Annotated in this window: 2 protein-coding genes; both read right to left on the reverse strand. The window is 37.2% G+C overall.

What is annotated here, in order from left to right; genetic code table 11:
- Nucleotides 1-165: 165 nt before the first annotated feature.
- Entirely contained in the window at nt 166-600 is a 435-nt protein-coding gene (locus H579_RS0118690) for an SMI1/KNR4 family protein (protein ID WP_028301916.1), read from the reverse strand.
- On the reverse strand, nt 600-896 hold the full coding sequence (locus tag H579_RS0118695; RefSeq protein WP_028301917.1) for an HNH endonuclease signature motif containing protein: 297 nt from the start codon (nt 894-896) through the stop codon (nt 600-602). Before H579_RS0118695 ends, H579_RS0118690 begins: the two co-directional genes overlap by 1 nt.
- Nucleotides 897-1031 lie beyond the last annotated feature (135 nt).

Here is a 1031-nt window from a genome sequence, read left to right on the forward strand (position 1 = left end):
TTCGTCTGCACCTGCATCAGCTGGCAGGCTTGGTTCCAGTCCAGCTGTGTGGTGTTGCCTTCGGGAGAGGTTTCTATAGAGGCAAGCTTAAATTCCCTTAAAGATCAAAAAAAGTATGCCTGCCCCTTATTTATTTTTTTCGATTTACAAAGAGGCTTGTCCTCTTTAAATACCATATAATTCATTAACAAAACCTTCAAAGTCATCTGCTACACTAAAGACGTTCCCTCCATCAAAGTCTATTAAATATATTTTTTCAAAGTCAGTATTCCGGAGTGACATATATATAACATTACCTCCTTGATCATAAGCAAAGGGAATATACTCACTGTCAAGCCACTCTCCAAAATCATCTGACTTTATAACTCCAATATCACTCAAAATCTTCTCAATACATACATCACCGTATTTTATTGGAATGAAGCCATGAACAGGTAGTTTCCAAAGACCAGCCTCAATATCCTCTTCAGAAAGACCTCCACCATTATTACCAAGATAGAAAACCCTAAAAGACTCAGGTGGCTTACGTATAAAACTTTCAGAAAATATAGAAAAATCATGTTCTGTTATTTTTTTTTCACAACCAATCATATGCTTCATTATTTTTTCCTGAAGTTATTATATACATACTTTTTGCCCGTAGCTTTTTGGTACTGAGATACACCGCCAGTGTGGGGTATGCCTAGATGGGAATCAACCTGAACTAACTGCATTGTCCCTTCTGCTGTTTTTGCATCATAATCATCTAAATGGTGCCAAACATATCTTTTTCCATTAAGTGATGGCGTAGAGCTTTGCCCAAACCCAGCTTGGCTAGCCAGCTTAAAATCTTCTTGATAATCACCGCTGTATTTAATTTTCACTATTGGATTAACAGGATCCCCATTTGGTTTCACTCTCCCTGGATTTGAGTAGAGTGCATTACTATCTGAATAATCTAGCAGCCTGTCGGACTTAAGCTGTCAATAGGCTTAAAAATAAGAAAAAATTGCGATTTATGCAGGGATATTCCTATTTTTTGAGAATATCCC

The organism is Oceanospirillum beijerinckii DSM 7166 (assembly GCF_000422425.1).
GTDB classification, from domain to species: Bacteria; Pseudomonadota; Gammaproteobacteria; order Pseudomonadales; family Halomonadaceae; genus Oceanospirillum; species Oceanospirillum beijerinckii.